The organism is Streptomyces abyssalis (assembly GCF_001751365.1).
GTDB lineage: Bacteria > Actinomycetota > Actinomycetes > Streptomycetales > Streptomycetaceae > Streptomyces > Streptomyces abyssalis.
On sequence record NZ_LJGT01000038.1, the window covers coordinates 855,228 to 871,482 of the forward strand.

Below are 16,255 nucleotides of genomic sequence, written 5' to 3' on the forward strand. Positions count from 1 at the left end.
CTCGGCGCCCTGACGGCCCCGTCCGCAGGAGGTGGGCGCGCAGGACGTGACGTGCGTGGTGATGCGAAGACATCCTAGCCCTGGACGCCTCAGAAATGCACCGTGTATACACGACGCATGCGCGACTTGCGCGGTCGTCGTCCCGAGGAGTCACCCGTGCCCGTTCCCAGCGTCACCGCCGACCGCCGTTTCGCGGTCTGGCTCTCCGACCCCAGCGCCGCGGCCGTGGAGATCGCCCGCGGCATGGGCTACGGCGCCGTCGTGCTCGACATCGAGCACGGCTCGTTCGACCTCGCCGATCTGGAGCGTTTCGTACCCTTCATCAAGGCCTCGGGCATGGAGGTGCTGGCGAAGGTGCTGGGCCCCGAGCGGGGCCCGGTCCAGCAGGCGCTGGACTTCGGCGCGGACGTCGTCGTGATCCCGCACGTGGAGGACGCGGCGCACGCCCGGACCGTCACCGGCTTCGCGAAGTTCCCCCCGCTGGGAGACCGCAGCTTCGCCGGCGGGCGCACGGCGTCCTACGGCGGCATGACGGACCCCTGGGTCCGGGAGCAGGACTCACGGACCCGCTGCTATCCCATGATCGAGGACGCGGGAGCGGTGGAGGAGATCGAGGCGATCCTCGCTCTGCCCACCGTGGACGGCGTGTTCGTCGGCCCCAGCGATCTCTCGCTGCGGCGCGGGCGTGGGGCGTACGCCCGTACGGAAGGCGACTTCGAGGACATGTGGAGGATCGCCGACGCCGCAGCGGCAGCCCGCAAGCCGTGGTTCCTGCCGGCTTGGTCCCCCGAGGAGAAGGAGTTCGCAGTGCGCGCGGGAGTCGACCAGATGGCGCTGATCATGCAGCACGGCGCCCTGGCCGCGGGCTTCTCCGCCCCGCTGGAGACGACGCGGCGGATACTCGCGGACGCCGGGGCGGACCACGAGCAGGCCGGGGCGTACCCGGCGGCTCCGGGTCCGGAGGGGCGCGATGACTGAGACGGGAACCGGGACCGGAACCGGGACGGGAGTGGAGACCGGCCAGGCGGCCCAGAAGGCGGGGAAGGCCGCCCGTACGCAGGGCGGCGGAAGGTTCCGCTGGGGCATAGCGGGCGTCCTGGGCGTCGGCACCTTCGTCAACTACATCGACAGGGTCAACCTTTCGGTCGCCGCTCCCGCGATCATGCGGGACTTCGACATCAGCGCCTCCCAGATGGGCCTTCTCTCCTCGGCCTTCCTGTGGACCTACGCGATGCTGCAGCTCCCCGTCGGGTCCGTCATCGACCGGATCGGGGTCACCTGGGTCAACCGCGTGGCCGCCTTCCTGTGGACGGTCGCCTCCTTCGCCTCGGCCGCGGCGGGCGGCCTGGGCCTGCTGCTGGTGAGCCGTCTGCTGCTGGGGGTCGGCGAAGCACCGACCATCCCCGCGGGCTGGAAGAGCATCGGCCAGTGGTTCCCGAAGCACGAGCGCGGAACGGCAACCGCGGTCTTCGACGGCTGCGCCAAGCTGTCCAACGTGATCGGCATCCCGGTCATGGCGTTCCTGGTCACGGTCTACAGCTGGCACGCCGCCTTCGTCTTCACCGGTGTGCTCTCCGCCGTGTATCTGGCGGTGTGGTGGCTGATGTACCTCACCCCGAAGCAGGCCCGCGCCAAGGGCCGGCTCAGCGAGGCCGAGTTCGAGCACATCCGCGCGGGCGGCGGGGACGACGAGGAGTCCGCGACCGCGGGCGGCGGTTCGCTGCGCGGCATGGGCCACCTGCTGCGGCGCCGCAAGACCTGGGGCCTGGCGCTCGGCTATGCCTCGTACACCTACAGCTACTACGTGCTGCTCACCTGGCTGCCCGCATATCTGGAGAAGCAGTTCGGCGTGAATCTGCTGCAGGGCGGCTTCTACGCGATGCTCCCGTGGCTGGCCGCAGTGCTGGCGCAGTTCCTCGTGGGCGGCATCCTCATGGACCGGTGGCTGCGCCGTACGCACGACACCACACGCGTACGCCGCACCGTGCTGGTGCTCAGCCTGCTGGCCTCGATGGCGGTGACGGGAGCCGCGTACGCGGAATCGGTCGGCGTCGCCCTCGTGTACCTCTCGGTGGGCGCGGCCGGGCTGGCGATCTCGGTGCCCGCCGGGTCGAGCATCGTGGCGCTGATCGCTCCGGAGGGGTACGCGGGGACGCTGGGCGGGATCGTGAACTTCACGGCGAACCTGCTGGGCATCGCCGCCCCCATCGTCACCGGCATGGTCGTCGACGCGACCGGTTCCTTCGCCGGGGCGTTCATCGTCACCGGCGCGGTGCTGCTGGGCGGGATCGTCTGCTACACGGCCGTGCTCGGACGTATCGAGCGCATGCCCGCCCCCGCATCGTGACCGATGCGGACACCCGGACTCCCCGAATCCGCAACGACCCGAGACAGGAGAAGACGCATGGGCGACATCGCCGTGGCACAGTTCGCGCCCGGTGAGGACAAGAGCGCGAACCTCGCCGCTCTGCAGGACCTCGCCGAGGAGGCCGCAGGCCGCGGAGCGCGGGTCGTCGTGGCTCCCGAGTACGCGATGTACACCGCACCCGCGATGGACCGGCGCTTCGTCGACTCGGCGGAGCCCCTCGACGGTCCGTACACGACGGCACTGCGCGAGCTGGCCGCCCGGCTCGGGATACATCTGGTGGCCGGAATCAATGAACAGCGGGACGGCAGCACCATCTTCAACACGCTCGTCGCCGCGGGTCCGGACGGCGTCGTCACGGCCGTCTACCGCAAACTGCACCTCTACGACGCCTTCGGGTTCACGGAGTCCTCGATCGTGCACCCCGGCGCCGTCGGGGACTTCGGGACGTTCGAGGCGGACGGCCTCGTCTTCGGCATGCAGACCTGCTACGACCTGCGCTTCCCCGAGGTCACACGCCGCCTCGTCGACGCGGGCGCCGACGTGGTGCTGGTGCCTGCCGAGTGGGTGCCGGGGCCGCTGAAAGAAGACCACTTCGTCACGCTGCTGAGGGCCCGGGCGATCGAGAACACCGTGTACGTGGCCGCCGCCGACCAGTGCGCCCCCACGGGGGCGGGCAACAGCATGATCGTCGATCCGATGGGCGTCGTCGTCGCGTCTCTCGGTGAGCGGACCGGCACAGCGGCCGCGACCGCCACGCGGGAGCGCATCTCCGCGGTGAGGAAGGTGAATCCGGCACTCGAACTGCGCCGGTTCACCGTGACCGAGCGACGCTAGGGAGTCGAGGGCGGCCCCCTGGACGCTTCAGGACGCCGAACCGGCCCTGCGCGCCCGGTACTTGCCGCCCGCCCCCTGTTCACGCACCACGACGGGCCGAGGTCTTCAGACCCCGGCCCGTCGTGCTGTGCGCGATGTCCTGGTCCGCGCCGTCCGGGCTGTGCGTGCCCGGGCGGACCCGTGTGCGCCGCCGCGCGTACGTGCCGCGCGGAGCGTCCCTCTCATTCGGCGCCGTCGTCCGGCTTCTCGCCGGACTCCGCGTCCTTCTCCAGGCCGAACTGCTCGACGAGCCACTTGTCGAACTCGATCGACGCCCGCACCCAGCTGACGACGCTGGAGACGAAGTGCTCGAGGGAGACACCCGTGCCGATCAGCAGCTGCGCCTCGCCGATCAGGCGGACGGTGCCGTCGTCGTGCGTGTGGCTGTAGACCTTCGGCCACAGCGTCCGCCGGTTCCAGTCGTCGATGGACTCCAGCAGCTTGGGCTTGTCCTCGATCGGGTGGGGCCGGTCGTAGAACGTACGGACCGAGAAGACCTGCTGCTCCTCCTCGCCCCGGAACATGAAGTACGTGCGGAATTCCTCCCACGGCGCCGCGAGGTCACCCTCTTCGTCGACGACGTACTTCAGCTCCATCTGGTCCAGCAGCTGCTTGACCAGCTCCTGGTCGGGGATCACAGGGCCGGTCGGACCGGATCCCTCCGGGTCGGGCTCCTGGCCCCCGAAGTTCGGAATCGAGGACGGATCGATGCTCACCGTGTATTTCCCTTCGTACGGATTCCGCCATCCTCCCCCATGCCGGGGCCGTCCTGGCAAGCGACGCGGAAGCCGGTGCGAGCCGGCCCGCGTCGCCGCCGGTCAGGACTCCGCGGGCGCTCCCGAGGTGCTGCCGACCATCAGGCCCTCCCAGCCTTCGACGTGGTCGACGCGCACCGTGTCGCCGTCGCGCACCTCGCCGGAGAGGATCTCGCGGGCCAGCTGATCGCCGATGGCGGTCTGCACGAGGCGGCGCAACGGCCGCGCCCCGTACGCCGGATCGTTGCCCTCGCGCGCCAGCCAGGCCAGCGCCTCCGGAGTGACCTCCAGCTCCAGCCGGCGGTCTGCGAGGCGCCGCCGCAGCCCGTCGATCTGCAGCCGGGCGATGCGGCCCAGTTCGTCCTCGCTGAGCGCGGAGAAGACCACGACGTCGTCGAGGCGGTTGAGGAACTCCGGCCGGAAGGACGAGCGGACGGCGGCCAGCACCTTCTCCCGCTTCTCCTCCTGCTTTTCCAGCGGGTCCATCAGGAACTGACTGCCCAGGTTGGAGGTGAGCACCAGGATGGTGTTGCGGAAGTCGACCGTGCGGCCCTGCCCGTCCGTGAGCCGGCCGTCGTCGAGCACCTGCAGCAGGATGTCGAAGACGTCGTGGTGTGCCTTCTCCACCTCGTCCAGCAGCACGACGCTGTACGGGCGCCGCCGCACGGCCTCGGTGAGCTGGCCGCCCTCCTCGTACCCGACGTAGCCGGGCGGCGCGCCGACCAGGCGTGCCACGGAGTGCTTCTCGCCGTACTCGCTCATGTCGATGCGGACCATGGCCCGCTCGTCGTCGAAGAGGAAGTCCGCTAGTGCCTTGGCCAGTTCGGTCTTGCCGACTCCGGTGGGGCCGAGGAAGAGGAACGAGCCGGTGGGGCGGTCCGGGTCGGCGACGCCCGCGCGGGTGCGGCGTACGGCGTCGGAGACCGCACGCACGGCCTCGGTCTGGCCGATCAGGCGCCTGCCCAGCTCCTCCTCCATGCGCAGCAGCTTCTGGGTCTCGCCCTCCAGGAGCCGTCCGGCGGGGATGCCCGTCCAGGAGGCGACGACGTCCGCGATGTCGTCCTGGCCGACCTCCTCCTTGACCATCGTCTCCCGCTCCGGCTGGGACGCGGCCTCCTCCTCGGCGGCCGACGCCTCGGCCAGCTCCTGCTCCACGCCCGGGATCTCCCCGTACAGCAACTGCGAAGCGGATTCGAAGTCGCCCTCGCGCTGGGCCCGTTCGGCCTGGCCGCGCAGCTCGTCGAGGCGCTCCTTGAGTTCACCGACCCGGTTGAGGCCCTGCTTCTCCTTCTCCCAGCGGGCGGTCAGGCCCCGCAACTCCTCCTCGCGGTCGGCCAGTTCGCGGCGCAGCCGCTCGAGGCGCTCCACCGAGCCGGGATCGGTCTCGTTGGAGAGCGCCATCTCCTCCATCTTCAACCGGTCGACGGCGCGCTGGAGTTCGTCGATCTCGACGGGCGAGGAGTCGATCTCCATGCGCAGCCTGGAGGCCGCCTCGTCGACGAGGTCGATGGCCTTGTCCGGCAGGAAGCGGGAGGTGATGTACCGGTCGGAGAGTGCCGCGGCCGCCACCAGGGCGCCGTCGGCGATCTGGACCTTGTGGTGCGCCTCGTAACGCCCCTTGAGCCCGCGGAGGATCGCGATGGAGTCCTCGACGGTCGGCTCGGCCACCAGCACCTGCTGGAAGCGGCGCTCCAGCGCGGCGTCCTTCTCGATGCGCTCGCGGTACTCGTCGAGTGTCGTGGCGCCGACCATGCGCAGCTCGCCGCGCGCGAGCATCGGCTTGAGCATGTTGCCCGCGTCCATGGCGGAGTCGCCGCCGGCACCCGCGCCGACCACGGTGTGCAGCTCGTCGATGAAGGTGATGATCTGGCCGTCGCTGGCCTTGATCTCCGACAGCACGGTCTTGAGGCGTTCCTCGAACTCGCCCCGGTACTTGGCGCCGGCCACCATCGCGCCGAGGTCGAGTGCCACCAGCCGCTTGTCGCGCAGCGACTCGGGCACGTCGCCCTTGACCACGCGCTGCGCCAGGCCCTCCACGACCGCGGTCTTGCCGACTCCGGGCTCGCCGATGAGCACCGGGTTGTTCTTCGTACGGCGCGAGAGCACCTGCACCACGCGGCGGATCTCCTGGTCCCGGCCGATGACCGGGTCGAGCCTGCCCTCACGTGCGGCGGCGGTCAGGTCCGTGCCGAACTTCTCCAGCGCCTTGTACGTGCCCTCCGGGTCGGGGTTGGTGACCCGGCGGCTGCCCCGGACGGACTGGAACGCCTCCAGCAGCGCCTTGTCCGTCGCGCCCTGCTCCTTCAGCAACTCCGCGGTCTGGCCGCCCTTGGCGGCGATGCCGATCAGGAGGTGCTCGGTGGAGACGTAGGCGTCGCCGAGCTCCTTGGCGCGCTGTGTGGCGTCCGCGATGACCGCAAGCAGCGGCCGGTCCGGCTGCGGCTTGCTCACCGTCGAGCCCTGGACGCTGGGAAGGCCGGCGAGCTGCCGCTCGGCGCCCGAGCGGAGGGCGGCCTGGTCGGCCTCGACGGCGGCGATCAGGTCGGAGATGTTCTCGTTCTCCTCGCCCTGGAGCAGAGCGAGGAGCAGGTGGGCGGGGGTGATGTCGGGATGCCCGTCCGTCACCGCCCGGTCGCTGGCCGCACTGATCGCTTCCCGGCTCTTGTTGGTCAGCTCTGCGTCCACTGGCGTGCGTGCCTCCTTCGTCTACGGCTGGCTGTGCCGTTACCTGCTCGCGGGCCCTGACGGGCCTTCCCGGCCCCTCTGACCGGGTCGCTGCTAGCTTCAGCCTCCAGCAAGTTGAGTCTATTCCACTCAACTGTCACGGGGCTAGATTCGTTCCCATGACGAGCATCGAATCGCAGCCGCCGGAGCCGGCGTCGGCGGACCCCCTCGCGGCGTTCTGGCAGGAGCGCCGCTACGCGACTCTCACCACGCTGCGGCCCGACGGCACACCGCACGTGGTGCCCGTGAGCGTGACGTACGAACCCGGTCCGGGCAGGGAGCCGGGGACGGGGACCCGCGGCGGGACGGGGACAGGGGCAACCGCCCGCGTGGTGGCCGGCCGCGGCAGCAAGAAGGTCCGCAACATCGAGGCCGCGGGCAGCGACGGCATGCGCGTCTCCCTCTGCCAGTTCGAGGGCAGACGGTGGTCGACCCTGGAGGGCCGCGCCCGCATCCGTACGGACGCGGCAGCGGTCGCCGACGCCGAGCGCCGCTACGAGGAGCGCTACGGACGCCGGCCGAGGCCCAACCCCGAGCGCGTACTGATCGAGATCGCCGTCGAGCGGACCCTGGGCCCCATGGCCTGAGCGGTCCCAGCCCCGCCGCCCCCCGGCGGCCGGTGGCCCGGCTCCGCCCTCAGCGCTTGTTCCTGGCGCCGAACTCGGCGAGGAGCGCCCGCGCCGAACTCGGATAGGGCCGCCCCAGCAGCTCGTCGTCGGAGCCCACGGAGGTCACGGCCACCAGGGTTCCGGTGCCCGTCTTCTTGTCGATGCCGCGGAGCCAGGGGCCGCCGCTGACACCCTGGGTGAGCTTGCAGGGCCGCAGCGACAGAGCACCCACGTTGGTGGCGGCGATCTCGCCGCGCTCGTAGCGGTGGGCCCGGCCCGCGCAGTAGTGGAGCGTCTCCCCGTCGTACGGCGAGGAGGCCGGGTAGCCGAGCGTGGCCGCGTGGCCGCCGCGGACAGGCTCGGTCCGCAGCTTGTTCGCGCCGTACACCTCCTGAATGGTGCGACCGCCGCGCTTCTCCATCCGCAGGAACGCCCAGTCGTACGGAAGGACCGACTCCAGGTTCTTGCTGGTGTCCCAGCCGGGCGCCGTCTTCCAGGACTCCACCTTCCAGCCGTGAGCGAGCACGGTCCGCGGGCCGTCGCCGGTGCCGCCACGCTTGGTGCCCTTGTCTTTGCCCTGGCCCTGGCCCTTGGGGTCGCTCTTGCTCTTGTAGGCGGGCTGGAAGTACATGGCCTCCGGCTTGCGCGGACGCTCCGGGCTGGAGATGCAGTGCGCCGCGGTGGCCACGATGCTGCCGCTCGGGGAGTCGACGATCGCGGCGGAGCAGGACTCCGCCTGATGACCCGGCAGCTTGGCGACAAGCTTCCCGACGGTCCTGACCGTCCCCTGCGGCCAGCGGTCACCCTTCGAGGCGGGCGGATACGGCGCGGGCGCGCTCGCTCCCATGAGAGCCAGCGAGGTGGTGCAGGTCACGAGAGCGGCGAGCGCCGCGCGGGTCGACGTCATGCACCTACGCTCTGCTGCCGCCGTCCCCTCGGCCAACCGCACACACCTGATCGGGTTAACAGTGGGCGTTCCGGGCGCCACCCGCGCCCAGGTCATGACACGCGCGCCCTGCCGCAGGCCGTCAACGGCCCGCCGGCCCCGGCCGGTCAGCCCCGCCCGGTCAGTCCACGCCAGCCAGCCCAGCCGAGGGGCCGGCCCTCGCGGTCAACCCCGGCCCCGCCGCGCCCGGTTGAGCCGCCGCGGGCTGAGCGTGAGCAGTACGCTCCCCGCCATGACCCTCGAATGGGAGCAAGTACTGGTGGACGCTGAGGACCCGGCGAAGCTGGGACGCTGGTGGGCCGAGGCGCTCGGCTGGGCCGTGGTCGACGGTTCGGCCGAGACCACCGAGGGCGGAGCCTCCGGGGGAGAGTTCGAGATCCGCCCGTCCCCGGACCGGCTGCCCGGGCTCCTGTTCGTACACGTCCCCGAGCGGAAGACCGGCAAGAACCGGCTCCACCTGGACTTCCGGCCCGACGACCAGGAGGCCGAGGTCGCCCGCCTCCTCGCCCACGGGGCACGCCACGCCGATGTGGGGCAGAGCGAGGAGGACCCCTGGGTCGTGCTCGCCGACCCCGAGGGCAACGAGTTCTGCGTGCTGGGCCCGCGTCGGCAGTGAGAGCCGGGCCGGCGCCTCAGTCGCGGCGCTGCTTCTTCGGCCGCCAGACGACAAGGGCCCCGGACTGCGGGTGGACGTCCTCGTACGGGACGAGGTCGCGGCGGTACGAGGCGTGGACCTGGGCCTCACGCTGCTGCATGGCGGCCGCGGCGCCCTCGACCGCCTGCTGGAGCTCCACCACACGGGACTTCAGTGCGGCGACCTGATTCTCCAGCTCGATGATGCGCTTGATGCCCGCGAGGTTGATCCCCTCGTCCTGGCTCAACTCCTGTACCTGACGGAGGAGTTCGATGTCCCGCGCCGAGTAGCGCCGGCCGCGCCCGGCCGCGCGGTCGGGGGAGACCAGGCCGAGGCGGTCGTACTGACGCAGAGTCTGCGGGTGCAGACCCGAGAGCTGAGCGGCGACCGAGATGACATACACAGGGGACTCGTCGGTCAGCTGGTAAGGATTGCGTCGTCCACCTCGGCCGTTCACCTCAGTCTCCCTTCGCGGCCTTGAACAGGGCCGCCCTCGGATCCTCCGCGGCCGTCGCCTCGCGGTAGGTCTCCAGGATGCCCTTCGCCTTCTCGCTCAAATCCTTCGGAACCGATACGTCGATGGTGACCAGCAGATCGCCGCGCGTCCCGTCCTTGCGGACCGCACCCTTGCCGCGGGCCCGCATCGTACGGCCGCTGGGCGTGCCGGGCGGCAGCTTGAGCGTGACCGGCGGACCGCCGAGCGTCGGGACCTTGATCTCGCCGCCGAGCGCCGCCTCCGGGTAGGTCACCGGCACGGTCACGGTCAGGTTGTCCCCCCTGCGGCCGAAGACCGGGTGACGGTCCACGTGCACCACGACGTACAGGTCGCCGCCGGGGCCGCCGCGCTCGCCCGGTGCGCCCTTGCCGCGCAGCCTGATGCGCTGCCCGTCGCTGACGCCCGCGGGGATGCGGACCTGCATGGTGCGCGAACTCGTCGCCCTGCCGGAGCCCTTGCACGTGTCGCAGGGGTCCTGCGCGATGAGCCCGCGGCCCTTGCAGTCGACGCAGGGATCGGTCAGGGAGAATCCGCCGCCACCGCCCCGCGAGACCTGGCCGGTGCCGACGCACGTGGGGCACACCCGGGGTGAGCCGTTCTTGTCGCCGGTGCCGGCACACGCCTTGCACGCCGCCGAGGACGACATCCGCAGCGGGACCGTGGCACCGTCCACCGCCTCGGTGAAACTGAGCGTCACCTCGGACTCGATGTCCTGGCCGCGCCTCGGCTGCGTGCGCGTACCGGCGCCGCCGCGGTTGAACAGCCCGCCGAACACGTCGCCGAGACCGCCGCCGAAGCCGCCCGCTCCGCCCGGGCCACCGGGACCGCCCGGCTGACCGCCTCCGAAGAGGTCGCTCAGGTCGAAGTTGAAGCCGCCCGCTCCGCCCGGGCCACCGGGACCGCCGGTCCTGATGCCCCCGTTGCCGAACAGGGTGCGCGCCTCGTCGTACTCCTTGCGGCGCTTGGCGTCGCCGAGTACGTCATAGGCCTCGGAAGCGTCCTTGAAGCGCTCCTCGGCCTTGGCGTCGCCCCTGTTGGCGTCGGGGTGGTTCTCACGGGCCAGCTTGCGGTAGGCCTTCTTGATCTCGGCCTCGGTGGCGTCCTTCGGGACGCCGAGGACCTTGTAGTAGTCCTTCTCGATGAAGTCCTTCGTACTCATCCGCGACGTCCCTCCTCCCCGGTGCCGTGCCCGCTCGTGCTGCCGTGGGCAGCCTGGTCAGCCTGGTCAGCCCTGGTCGGGGCCACCGTTCTCCTCTTCGTCGGCGGACTCCTCGCCTGCCGCGCCCTGAGCACCCGGCTGCGGCTCGGCGACTCCGACCCTGGCGGGGCGGATCGTCCGTTCGCCGATTCGGTACCCGGGCTGCAGGATCTGCACGCACGTCGTCTCCGTGACGTCGGGCGAGTACGAGTGCATCAGTGCCTCGTGCACAGTCGGGTCGAAGGGCTCGCCCTCCTTGCCGAACTGCATCAGACCCATCTTGGCGGCGACCATCTCCAGCGACTCGGCCACCGACTTGAAGCCGCCGACGAGTTCGCCGTGGTCGCGGGCGCGGCCGATGTCGTCGAGCACGGGCAGCAGTTCCGTCAGCAGGTTGGCGACCGCGACTTCCTTCACAGCCGCGCGGTCCCGCTCGACCCTGCGGCGGTAGTTCTGGAACTCCGCCTGGAGGCGCTGCAGATCCTGCGTCCGTTCGTGCAGTGCCGTACGGGTCTGGTCCAGCTGAGCGGTCAGCGCCGCCACCTGCGCGTCCTGACCCTGGCCGCCCTGCAGGACGTCCTGGCCTTCCTGCTCGTCGTCGGTCACGTCCCCGGCCGGGTCCGCCGGACCGCCCGCCTCGTCGGCGGGCACTTGTCCGGCGGCCTGCGCCGCAGCGTCGTCGGGCTGTACGGCGTCGGCGGGGACGTCGGGCTTCTGTTCGAAGCCCGGAGTCTCCTCCGTCACGCTGCACCATCCTTCGGCTTCTGCTCGTCGTCCACGATCTCGGCGTCGACGACATCCTCGTCACCGTCGGCCTTGGCCTGCCCGGCACCCTCGGCACCCTCGGGACCGGCCTCCGCGCCGGCTTCGCCCTGGGCGCCCTGGGCGTCCGCGTACATGGCCTGGCCCAGCTTCTGGCTGGTCGCCGCGACCTTCTCGCTGGCCTCGCGGATCGCCGCGGTGTCCTCGCCCTTCAGCTTCTCCTTCAGGTCCTCGAGAGCGGCCTCGACCTCGGTCTTGATCTCGCCGGGGACCTTCTCCTCGTTGTCCTTGAGGAACTTCTCGGTCGTGTAGACCAGCTGCTCCGCCTGGTTGCGCGTCTCGGCGGACTCGCGGCGCTTGGCGTCCTCGTCCGCGTACTGCTCGGCGTCGCGCATCATGCGCTCGATGTCTTCCTTCGGGAGCGCCGAACCGCCGGTGACGGTCATCCGCTGCTCCTTGCCGGTACCGAGGTCCTTGGCGGAGACGTGCATGATGCCGTTCGCGTCGATGTCGAAGCTGACCTCGATCTGCGGCACGTTGCGCGGCGCGGGCGGCAGACCCGTCAGCTCGAACATGCCGAGCTTCTTGTTGTACGCCGCGATCTCGCGCTCACCCTGGAAGACCTGGATCTGCACCGACGGCTGATTGTCCTCGGCCGTGGTGAAGGTCTCCGAACGCTTCGTCGGAATCGTGGTGTTGCGCTCGATCAGCTTGGTCATGATGCCGCCCTTGGTCTCGATGCCGAGGGACAGCGGGGTGACGTCCAGCAGGAGGACGTCCTTGACCTCGCCCTTGAGCACACCGGCCTGCAGGCTGGCGCCGATGGCGACGACCTCGTCCGGGTTGACGCCCTTGTTGGCGTCCTTGCCGGCGGTCAGGTCACGGACCAGCTCGGCGACGGCGGGCATACGCGTCGAGCCACCGACCAGAACCACGTGGTCGATCTCGGACAGCTGGATGCCGGCGTCCTTGATCACGTTGTGGAACGGGGTCTTGCAGCGCTCCAGCAGGTCCTCCGTGAGCTGCTGGAACTGGGAGCGCGTCAGCTTCTCGTCCAGGTGCAGCGGGCCCTCGGCGGACGCCGTGATGTAAGGCAGGTTGATGTTGGTCTCGGTGGAGCTGGACAGCTCGATCTTCGCCTTCTCCGCGGCCTCACGCAGACGCTGGAGAGCCATCTTGTCCTTGGACAGGTCCACGCCGTGCCCGGACTGGAACTGCTTGACCAGGTGGTCGACGATGCGCTGGTCCCAGTCGTCACCACCGAGGTGGTTGTCGCCGTTGGTGGCCTTCACCTCGACGACGCCGTCGCCGATCTCCAGCAGCGAGACGTCGAAGGTGCCGCCACCGAGGTCGAAGACCAGGATCGTCTGGTCTTCCTTCTCCATGCCGTAGGCGAGGGCGGCGGCCGTCGGCTCGTTGACGATGCGCAGCACGTTGAGGCCCGCGATCTCGCCGGCCTCCTTGGTGGCCTGACGCTCCGCGTCGTTGAAGTACGCCGGGACGGTGACCACGGCGTCCTCGACCTTCTCACCGAGGTAGGACTCCGCGTCGCGCTTCAGCTTCTGCAGGATGAAGGCGCTCATCTGCTGCGGGTTGAAGTCCTTGCCGTCCAGGTTGATCTTCCAGTCGGTGCCCATGTGGCGCTTGACCGACCGGACCGTCCTGTCGACGTTGGTCACAGCCTGCCGCTTGGCCACCTCGCCGACGAGCACCTCGCCGTTCTTCGCGAAGGCCACAACGGACGGCGTGGTCCTGGCGCCCTCGGCGTTGGTGATGACGGTGGACTCACCGCCTTCGAGAACACTGACGACGGAGTTCGTCGTGCCCAGGTCGATGCCGACCGCACGTGCCATTTCGGTTTCCTCCAGCTGATGTCTTGAGTGAAGCTGGCTCAAGAGTGCCTGGCCGATCCGAGTACGTCAAACGACCTGAGTGGGAGGCACTCAACTCTTATGCCGACTTTATGCGCACCCACCTCTGACCAGGAGAGAAGAAAGGCTGCCGGCCGACGGGGCGGCGCAGGGACCCCCACCGGGCGCCCCGCGACGCAGATCACCGCGCGCCCGGGTACCAGCAGGGCGCGCGGAGTGGGTAGTCTCGTACGGATCAGATAAGTTACCGCTTAGTAAGCCACCCGATCAGGTCTCGCCCGAAGGCCGCCCGAGGAGCCCTCATGCAACTCGCCGCGATCGTCGTTTCGCTGGTGCTGGCCGCGGTCGGCATCGCGCTGTTCGCGCGCGCCGTCGCGCAGATCTACCGCTTCGTCAGGCTGGGGCAGCCGGTGCCCGCGGGCACGCGCACCGACGACCCGGCAGCGCGCACGCTCACGGTGGCCCGTGAGTTCTTCGGCCACACGCGGATGAACCGGTGGGGGATCGTCGGCTTCGCGCACTGGTTCGTAGCCGTCGGCTTCTTCGCGCTCGTGCTGACGCTTGTCCACGCCATGGGGCAGCTCTTCCAAGCCGACTGGACGCTGCCGCTCATCGGCACCTGGGCCCCGTACGAGATCTTCACGGAGTTCCTCGGTCTGATGACGACACTGGGCATCGCCACGCTCATCGTCATCCGGCTGCTGAGCCTGCCCTCGCGCGCCGGGCGCAAGTCCCGCTTCACGGGCTCCAAGGCGGGCCAGGCGTACTTCGTCGAGTACGTCATCCTCACCATCGGCATCGCGATCCTGGTGCTGCGCGGACTCGAGGGCGCCCTGCATGACGTACACGGCTACGAGGCCTCGTACTTCGTCTCGTATCCGCTGGTGGCCGCATTCGACGGGCTGAGCGTGAGCGCGCTGCAGAACCTGACGTATCTCGTCGCGCTCATCAAGATCGGCACCTCGTTCGTGTGGATGATCGTGGTCGGCCTCAACACCAACATGGGTGTGGCCTGGCACCGCTTCCTCGCCTTCCCCAACATCTGGTTCAAGCGCAACGCCGACGGCGCCACCGCGATGGGCGAGCTGAAGCCGATGGTCTCCGGCGGCAAGGAGATCGACTTCGAGACGGCTCTGGACGACGAGAACGAGGAGGAGGTCCGCTTCGGCGCCTCCCAGGTCGAGGACTTCTCCTGGAAGGGCATCCTCGACTTCTCCACCTGCACCGAGTGCGGCCGCTGCCAGTCGCAGTGCCCCGCCTGGAACACCGGCAAGCCCCTCTCGCCCAAGCTGCTGATCATGTCGCTGCGCGACCACGCGCACGCGAAGGCCCCGTACCTGCTGGCCGGCGGCGGCAAGACGATGGAGGGCGAGGAGAAGGCGACCGAGGAGCAACTGAAGGACGTACCCAAAGCGGCGCTGGAGGAGGCCGAGCGCCCGCTGATCGGCACCGCGGAAGAGGGCGGCGTCATCGACCCGGACGTGCTGTGGTCCTGCACCACGTGCGGCGCGTGCGTCGAGCAGTGCCCCGTCGACATCGAGCACATCGACCACATCGTCGACATGCGCCGCTACCAGGTGATGATCGAGAGCGCGTTCCCGAGCGAGGCCGGGACGATGCTGAAGAACCTGGAGAAGAAGGGAAACCCCTGGGGCCTGGCCAAGAAGCAGCGCCTGGAGTGGACGAAGGAACTCGCCGAGGAGACCGGCTTCGAGGTGCCCGTCGTCGGCAAGACCGTCGAGGACCTCACCGAGGTCGACTACCTCTACTGGGTCGGCTGCGCGGGCGCGCTGGAGGACCGGGCGAAGAAGACCACCAAGGCCTTCGCGGAGCTGCTGCACATCGCGGGCGTCAACTTCGCGATCATGGGCGGCGACGAGAAGTGCACAGGTGACTCCCCTCGCCGCCTCGGCAACGAGTTCCTCTTCCAGCAACTCGGCGAGGAGAACGTCGCGACGCTCAACGCCGCCTTCGGCGAGGACGACGAGGACGAGTCGACGAAGAAGCCCGCCTCGAAGAAGAAGATCGTCGCGACCTGCCCGCACTGCTTCAACACGCTCGCCAACGAGTACCCGCAGCTGGGCGGCCACTACGAGGTCATCCACCACACCCAGCTGCTGCAGCACCTCGTGGACGAGGGCAAGCTGGTGCCCGTCACACCGGTCGAGGGCCTGATCACGTACCACGACCCGTGCTACCTGGGCCGTCACAACAAGGTCTACACGCCGCCGCGCGAGATCATCGGCAAGGTGCCGGGCCTGCGCAACGAGGAGATGCACCGCCACAAGGAGCGCGGCTTCTGCTGCGGCGCCGGCGGCGCCCGCATGTGGATGGAAGAGCGCATCGGCAAGCGCATCAACAACGAGCGCGTGGACGAGGCCCTCTCGCTGAACCCGGACATCGTCTCGACCGCCTGCCCGTTCTGCCTCGTCATGCTGACGGACTCGGTCAACGGCAAGAAGAACGATCAGCAGGCCAAGGAAGACCTGCGAGTCGTGGACGTGGCGCAGTTGCTGCTGGACTCCGTGCGTACGCCGGGCGAGGACGGCCCGTCGGACGAACCGGAGAAGGAGGAGAGCAGCGCGCCCGAGCCCGCCCGTTAGCCCCGCGGAGCCCCGGCCCGGGCGCGGGTACAGGTGCGGATGCGGGTGCGAGTGCGGGTCAACGGGCCTTCGGAACCCGAACCTTGCCGGACAAAATGCGTAAATGAACGGAGTCTGTCGTCGGAAACGGCAGGCTCCGTTCGTTTGCGGCAAGCTCCGTTCGTATTCAGTCACTTAGCGTTCTTCACACGTCAATCCCCTTCGGGGGATACCCAACCGGCAGCCCGCGCCTTAGCCTCGCTGACCAGCGGCAGAAGTACCGGAAGCAGAAGCCGGAAGCAGAAGGAGGCGACCCCGGTTGCTGGACGGCGGCGACGTGACGGCGGAGACCAGCCCGGTCCGCCGTGTCTCCGCGAGACGGGACCTGCGTCCCGCCCCGGTCCTGCCGGTCGTCGCGGAGACCCGGCGCTTACGGCT

At 69.8% G+C, this 16,255-nt stretch carries 13 protein-coding genes; 6 read left to right on the forward strand and 7 right to left on the reverse strand.

Annotated features, from left to right (window positions below):
- The first annotated feature begins 156 nt into the window (after positions 1–156).
- From AN215_RS10995 to AN215_RS11005, 3 genes are read left to right on the forward strand one after another with little or no spacing between them, the layout of a single operon-like run.
- The gene (locus tag AN215_RS10995; protein ID WP_245694390.1) at positions 157–978 is read left to right on the forward strand and encodes an HpcH/HpaI aldolase family protein; all 822 of its coding nucleotides are present in this window, start codon (positions 157–159) and stop codon (positions 976–978) included.
- A complete protein-coding gene (locus AN215_RS11000) occupies positions 971–2,347 on the forward strand; it encodes an MFS transporter (RefSeq protein ID WP_079122890.1) in 1,377 nt (458 codons plus the stop codon). Before AN215_RS10995 ends, AN215_RS11000 begins: the two co-directional genes overlap by 8 nt.
- Before the next feature lie 57 nt (positions 2,348–2,404).
- Positions 2,405–3,202: a carbon-nitrogen hydrolase family protein gene (locus AN215_RS11005; RefSeq protein ID WP_070012814.1), complete on the forward strand. Its 798-nt coding sequence runs from the start codon at positions 2,405–2,407 to the stop codon at positions 3,200–3,202.
- A gap of 221 nt (positions 3,203–3,423) precedes the next feature.
- Here AN215_RS11005 and AN215_RS11010 read toward each other — a convergent pair whose 3' ends face one another.
- On the reverse strand, positions 3,424–3,957 hold the full coding sequence (locus AN215_RS11010) for a type III secretion system chaperone family protein (protein ID WP_070012813.1): 534 nt from the start codon (positions 3,955–3,957) through the stop codon (positions 3,424–3,426).
- Positions 3,958–4,059: 102 nt separating this feature from the next.
- The gene (gene clpB / locus AN215_RS11015) at positions 4,060–6,681 is read right to left on the reverse strand and encodes an ATP-dependent chaperone ClpB (RefSeq protein WP_070012812.1); all 2,622 of its coding nucleotides are present in this window, start codon (positions 6,679–6,681) and stop codon (positions 4,060–4,062) included.
- Positions 6,682–6,839: 158 nt separating this feature from the next.
- Here clpB and AN215_RS11020 point away from each other — a divergent pair, with 158 nt between their 5' ends.
- Positions 6,840–7,307: a pyridoxamine 5'-phosphate oxidase family protein gene (locus tag AN215_RS11020; protein WP_070012811.1), complete on the forward strand. Its 468-nt coding sequence runs from the start codon at positions 6,840–6,842 to the stop codon at positions 7,305–7,307.
- A 49-nt stretch (positions 7,308–7,356) separates the two neighbouring features.
- Here the strand turns inward: AN215_RS11020 and AN215_RS11025 are convergent, their stop codons facing one another.
- Positions 7,357–8,235, reverse strand: a complete 879-nt coding sequence (locus AN215_RS11025; protein ID WP_070012810.1) for a trypsin-like serine peptidase — start codon at positions 8,233–8,235, stop codon at positions 7,357–7,359.
- A 271-nt stretch (positions 8,236–8,506) separates the two neighbouring features.
- On the opposite strand from AN215_RS11025, the gene AN215_RS11030 reads away from it, so the two are divergent.
- Entirely contained in the window at positions 8,507–8,890 is a 384-nt protein-coding gene (locus tag AN215_RS11030) for a VOC family protein (protein ID WP_070012809.1), read from the forward strand.
- Positions 8,891–8,906: 16 nt separating this feature from the next.
- On the opposite strand, the gene AN215_RS11035 is transcribed toward AN215_RS11030, so the two are convergent.
- The 4 genes from AN215_RS11035 to dnaK all read right to left on the reverse strand — a co-directional run bounded on the left by AN215_RS11035 (position 8,907) and on the right by dnaK (position 13,217).
- Complete coding sequence (locus AN215_RS11035; RefSeq protein WP_028437518.1) at positions 8,907–9,365, reverse strand: heat shock protein transcriptional repressor HspR; 459 nt, start codon at positions 9,363–9,365, stop codon at positions 8,907–8,909.
- 1 nt (position 9,366) lies between these two features.
- Positions 9,367–10,563: a molecular chaperone DnaJ gene (gene dnaJ / locus AN215_RS11040; protein WP_070012808.1), complete on the reverse strand. Its 1,197-nt coding sequence runs from the start codon at positions 10,561–10,563 to the stop codon at positions 9,367–9,369.
- Positions 10,564–10,629: 66 nt separating this feature from the next.
- The gene (grpE, locus tag AN215_RS11045; RefSeq protein ID WP_070012807.1) at positions 10,630–11,346 is read right to left on the reverse strand and encodes a nucleotide exchange factor GrpE; all 717 of its coding nucleotides are present in this window, start codon (positions 11,344–11,346) and stop codon (positions 10,630–10,632) included.
- Positions 11,343–13,217: a molecular chaperone DnaK gene (gene dnaK, locus AN215_RS11050; RefSeq protein WP_070012806.1), complete on the reverse strand. Its 1,875-nt coding sequence runs from the start codon at positions 13,215–13,217 to the stop codon at positions 11,343–11,345. Before dnaK ends, grpE begins: the two co-directional genes overlap by 4 nt.
- Positions 13,218–13,537: 320 nt before the next feature.
- Here dnaK and AN215_RS11055 point away from each other — a divergent pair, with 320 nt between their 5' ends.
- The gene (locus AN215_RS11055; protein ID WP_070012805.1) at positions 13,538–15,838 is read left to right on the forward strand and encodes a (Fe-S)-binding protein; all 2,301 of its coding nucleotides are present in this window, start codon (positions 13,538–13,540) and stop codon (positions 15,836–15,838) included.
- Positions 15,839–16,255: the final 417 nt, after the last annotated feature.

Bases quoted from the DNA above. Each gene is read 5' to 3' on its own strand.
- AN215_RS11000 (WP_079122890.1), top strand. From the start codon at position 971: ATGACTGAGACGGGAACCGGGACCGGAACCGGGACGGGAGTGGAGACC.
- AN215_RS11005 (WP_070012814.1), top strand. From the start codon at position 2,405: ATGGGCGACATCGCCGTGGCACAGTTCGCGCCCGGTGAGGACAAGAGC.
- AN215_RS11020 (WP_070012811.1), top strand. From the start codon at position 6,840: ATGACGAGCATCGAATCGCAGCCGCCGGAGCCGGCGTCGGCGGACCCC.
- AN215_RS11025 (WP_070012810.1), bottom strand. From the start codon at position 8,235: ATGACGTCGACCCGCGCGGCGCTCGCCGCTCTCGTGACCTGCACCACC.
- AN215_RS11030 (WP_070012809.1), top strand. From the start codon at position 8,507: ATGACCCTCGAATGGGAGCAAGTACTGGTGGACGCTGAGGACCCGGCG.
- dnaJ (WP_070012808.1), bottom strand. From the start codon at position 10,563: ATGAGTACGAAGGACTTCATCGAGAAGGACTACTACAAGGTCCTCGGC.
- dnaK (WP_070012806.1), bottom strand. From the start codon at position 13,217: ATGGCACGTGCGGTCGGCATCGACCTGGGCACGACGAACTCCGTCGTC.
- AN215_RS11055 (WP_070012805.1), top strand. From the start codon at position 13,538: ATGCAACTCGCCGCGATCGTCGTTTCGCTGGTGCTGGCCGCGGTCGGC.